Origin of the sequence: Xanthomonas sp. LMG 12459, assembly GCF_009192905.1 — a bacterium.
Lineage (GTDB): Bacteria > Pseudomonadota > Gammaproteobacteria > Xanthomonadales > Xanthomonadaceae > Xanthomonas_A > Xanthomonas_A sontii.
In genome coordinates, this window is the sequence record NZ_NSGT01000010.1 from 1 (window position 1) to 4,628 (window position 4,628).

A 4,628-nucleotide genomic window follows, 5' to 3' on the forward strand; every position below is an offset into this window, starting at 1 on the left:
TCGCAATCGCCGATCGACATCATCGCACCCGAGGCGCTGCAGGCCACCGGCGCCAGCGACCTCGCCAGCGCGCTCGGCAAGCTGCTGCCGTCGCTGAACTTCCCGCGCCCGGCGATCAACGACGGCAACGACGCGTTGCGCCCGGCGACCCTGCGCGGCCTGTCGCCGGACGCGGTGCTGGTGCTGCTGGACGGCAAGCGCTACCACACCACCTCGCTGGTCAACTACAACCCGTCGGTCGGGCGCGGCTCGGCGCCGGCCGACCTCAATTCGATTCCGATGTCGGCGATCGCGCGCATCGAAGTGCTGCGCGACGGCGCCTCCGCGCAATACGGTTCCGACGCCATCGCCGGCGTCATCAACATCGTGCTCAAGCACGGCGCCAAGGCCGGCAGCAACAGCGTCGCGGTCAGCGGCGGCATCATGGACAAGGGCGACGGCGCGCAGAACGGCATCGACGGCTCCTACGGGCTGGCCTTCGGCGGCGCGCCGGGCGGCGAGGCGCCGGGCTGGGTGCGGGTGTCGTGGAACTACCTCAACGCGATGAACACCAACCGCGCCGAGAACACCGACAAGGCCACCACCCTGGCCGGGGCCGCCAACCCCAGCGGCGTTCCCTACGAGCGCTACGGCGACCCCGCGCTGAAGACCTATCAGGGGCTGGTCAACTTCGGCTACGCGCTCACCCCGCACGTCGACCTGTACGGCTACGCCAACGTCAGCCGCCGCGAGGTGCTGTCCAACGGCTACTACCGCGCCTGGGACAACAGCGACCGCAACGTGCCGGCGGTCTACCCCAACGGCTTCCTGCCGCAGATCTACAACCCGTCCAACGACCGCGCCGCGGTGCTCGGCGTCAAGGGCAGCACCGACAGCGGCTGGACCTGGGACGTCTCCGCCGACTACGGCAAGAACGACGTCACCTTCGACCTGCGCAACACCATCAACACCAACCTGTACTGGAGCACCGGCGCCTCGCCGACGCGCTTCAACGCCGGCGGTTTCCGCAACGAGCAGAACGCGCTCAACGCCGATTTCAGCAAGTCCCTGGACTGGGGCCTGGCCTATCCGGTCAACCTCGCCTTCGGCGCCGAGTACCGGCAGGACAAGTACGCCGTGCTGGCCGGCTCGCCCACCTCGATCTACTTCGACCCGAACGCCATCAACCCGGACACTGGCGCACCGTATCCGGGCGGTTCGCAAGTGTTCCCCGGCCTGTCGCCGACCGTGGCGGGACAGTTCCAGCGCCACAGCAAGGCGGTGTACGCGGACCTGGAAGCGGACCTGAGCGAGCGCCTGTCCGGCGGCGTGGCCGCACGCTACGAGGACTACAGCGATGCCGGCACCACCCGCTCGGGCAAGCTGTCGGCGCGCTACCAGCTCAACGACGCCTTCGCCGTGCGCGGCACGATTTCCAACGGCTTCCGTGCGCCCTCGCTGGCGCAACAGAACTACGCCTCGGTGGTGACCCTGCCGGTGGACGGCGTGCTCAGCCAGATCGGCACCTACCGCACCTCCGATCCGGTGGCCATCGCGCTCGGCGCCAAGCCGCTGGCGCCGGAGAAATCCACCAACTACAGCATCGGCGCGGTCTGGCAGCCCGGAGGCGGCTTCAATTCCACCCTGGACCTGTACCAGATCCGCATCTGGGACCAGATCCTGTATTCGGACCAGATCTCGCTGGCCGTGCCGATCGGCCAGGTCAGCGCCGCGCAGTTCTTCGTCAACGGCGCCACCACCCGCACCCGCGGCGTGGACTGGGTGAGCAACTACCTGCTCGACCTCGACCGCGCCGGCACGCTCAACCTCAGTTTCAGCGCCAACTACAACAAGATCGAGATCCTGGAGATCTCCGATCCGAACTTCGGCCGCGCCAGCCAGGGCCTGCTGACCGATGCCACGCCGCGCACCAAGTACGTGCTCAGCGGCGACTGGAGCCTGGCCGGTTGGACCCTGCATGGCGACGCCACCCGCTACGGCGCCATCACCCGCCGCGGCGACGACGCCGACGGCAGCCAGGATCAGGCCTTCGCCGCGCGCTGGCTGCTGAACCTGTCCACCAGCTACGCCTGGCACGACCTCACCTTCACCGTCGGCGCCGACAACGTCACCAACCAGTACCCGACCCGGACCGCGCTGAACAACATCTACGACGACCGCCCCAACGGCCTGCAGTACTCGCCGCTGTCGCCGTTCGGCTTCAACGGGCGCTACTGGTACGGGCGGGTGAGCTACCGCTTCTGAGCGCCCCTGACGGGCGTCGCCGCGATGGGCGACGACGTCCGCCACGCGCGACTCGCGCGGCCGACAGGCCTATGCCGCCGCTGTCCCGGTGGGCGCGGACGCTACCGGGACGTTGTGCGTGCCTTCCCATTGCGGGCGGCGGCGCGCGGCGTTCTGCCGCCCCTTAGAACGCAATGGAATAAGAACATGCGCTTGCATCCTGCGACGCAGCACGCATGTTAAAAAATAATTAGACATCCCTGAGGACGCGGCCTGCCGGCCCTGCCGGTCGCCGCATGCCCCGCCTGCCGTTTCGGCACCTGCTGGAGTTTTCATGAACCGTCCGTTGTCGCTGCTGGCGAGCGCCGTGCTCGCCGCCCTCGCCGCCCCCTCCTTCGCCCAGACCGCGTCCGACGCGCCGAGCACGCCCAGCACATTGGATACGGTCATCGTCACCGGCACCCGCGTCAGCGACCGCACCGTCGCCGAGTCGCAATCGCCGATCGACATCATCACCCCCGAGGCACTGCAGGCCACCGGCACCTCGGAACTGGCGACCGCGCTGTCGCGCGCCCTGCCCTCGCTGAATTTCCCGCGCCCGGCGCTGACCGACGGCACCAGCGGCATCCGCCCGGCGCAGTTGCGCGGGCTCTCGCCCGACCAGGTGCTGGTGCTGGTCAACGGCAAGCGCCGCCACACCTCGGCGATGATCAACGTCAACGGCACCATCGGCCGCGGCGCCTCGGCGGTGGATCTCAACGCGATCCCGATCGCCGCGATCGAGCGGGTGGAAGTGCTGCGCGACGGCGCCTCGGCGCAGTACGGCTCCGACGCCATCGCCGGCGTGGTCAACATCGTGCTCAAGGGCGCCGGCGAAGGCGGCAGCCTGGCCGTGGAGCACGGCAAGTACTCGGCCGGCGACGGCGCCAAGTCGCAGCTCTCCGGCGATACCGGGGTCGGCTTCGGCGACGGCCGCGGCAGCCTGCACGTGGCCGGGCAGATCAGCCAGCAGGACGCCACCAACCGCGCCGGCCCCTACCAGGGCACCGCGCCGAACACCGGCAACTATCCCGGCATCGGCCAGACCACCTTCGTCTACGGCGACCCCAAGGTCGACGCCACCGCGGTCTCGGCCAACGGCGAGTTCCGCTTCAGCGACAACCTCACCGGCTACGCCACCGCGATCGCCAGCAACCGCGACATCACCTCGTTCGCGTTCTACCGCTCGCGCAACCACAACGGCCAGACCGCGCTGCTGGTGCAGGTCTATCCCGATGGCTACGTGCCGCAGATCGAGCAGTACTCCAAGGACCGCTCGCTGGTCGCCGGCCTGAAAGGCAGCACCGCCGGCGGCTTCACCTGGGACGTCAGCTACAACTACGGCTACAACAAGGTCGACTTCCACACCGCCAACAGCATCAACTACAGCCTCGGCGTCGACAGCCCGAGTCGCTTCTACGACGGCGCGCTGGAGTACACCCAGAACGCGGTCAATGCCGACTTCACCCAGCCGCTGGAATGGGGCCTGGCCTATCCGGTGACGCTGTCCTTCGGCGCCGAGTACCGCCAGGAGAAGTGGAACCAGTCGCCCGGCGAGCCGGCCTCGTACACCGGCACCACCGGCGGCGCGCAGGGCTTCGCCGGCTTCGCGCCGCTCAACGCCGTGCATTCGGACCGCCACAACTACGCGGTGTACGCGGGGCTGGAAGCCGACCTCACCGACAAGTTCTCCGCCGGCCTCACCGGCCGCTACGAGGACTACTCGGATTTCGGCAGCAAGACCTCCGGCAAGCTGTCGGCGCGCTACGCGTTCACCGACAAGGTGGCGCTGCGCGGCACCGTCGCCAGCGGCTTCCGCGCGCCGTCGCTGGCGCAGCAGCAGTACCAGGCGGTGACCAGCAGCTACATCAACGGCAGCTTCTTCGAATCCGGCACCTTCCCGGTGAACAGCGCCGTGGCCCAGGCGCTGGGCGCCGCGCCGCTGAAGGCCGAGACCTCGCTGTCCTACAGCCTGGGCCTGGTGCTGCAGCCGGTCGAGCGCCTGTACCTGACCGTGGACGCGTACCAGATCGAGATCGACGACCGCATCCTGCTGTCGTCCAACCTCAACGACGCGGCGGTGCTGGGCAAACTGCGCCAGCTCGGCTACAGCAACGTCACCAGCGTGCGCTACTTCAGCAACGCCGCCGACACCCGCACCCGCGGCGTCGACGTGGTCGGCACCTACAGCATCCCGCTGGCGGCCAGCACGCTGGACCTCACCGCCAGCTACGGCTACAGCAAGACCGACATCACCCATGCGGTGACCCAGCCGCAGGCGCTGGCCGCGATCGGCTCGACCCAGACCACCCTGGGCCGCGACGAGATCGGCCGCCTGGAAGACAGCTACCCGAAGGACCAGACGA

General features: G+C 68.9%; 2 protein-coding genes. Both read left to right on the plus strand.

Annotated elements, in window-relative coordinates:
* Positions 1-2,244 (plus strand): TonB-dependent receptor (locus CEK65_RS02555; RefSeq protein WP_152180671.1); only part of this gene is annotated, 2,244 nt, incomplete at its 5' end.
* A 313-nt stretch (positions 2,245-2,557) separates the two neighbouring features.
* Positions 2,558-4,628: TonB-dependent receptor (locus tag CEK65_RS02560; RefSeq protein ID WP_152180672.1), on the plus strand; the 2,071-nt coding region annotated here is incomplete at its 3' end.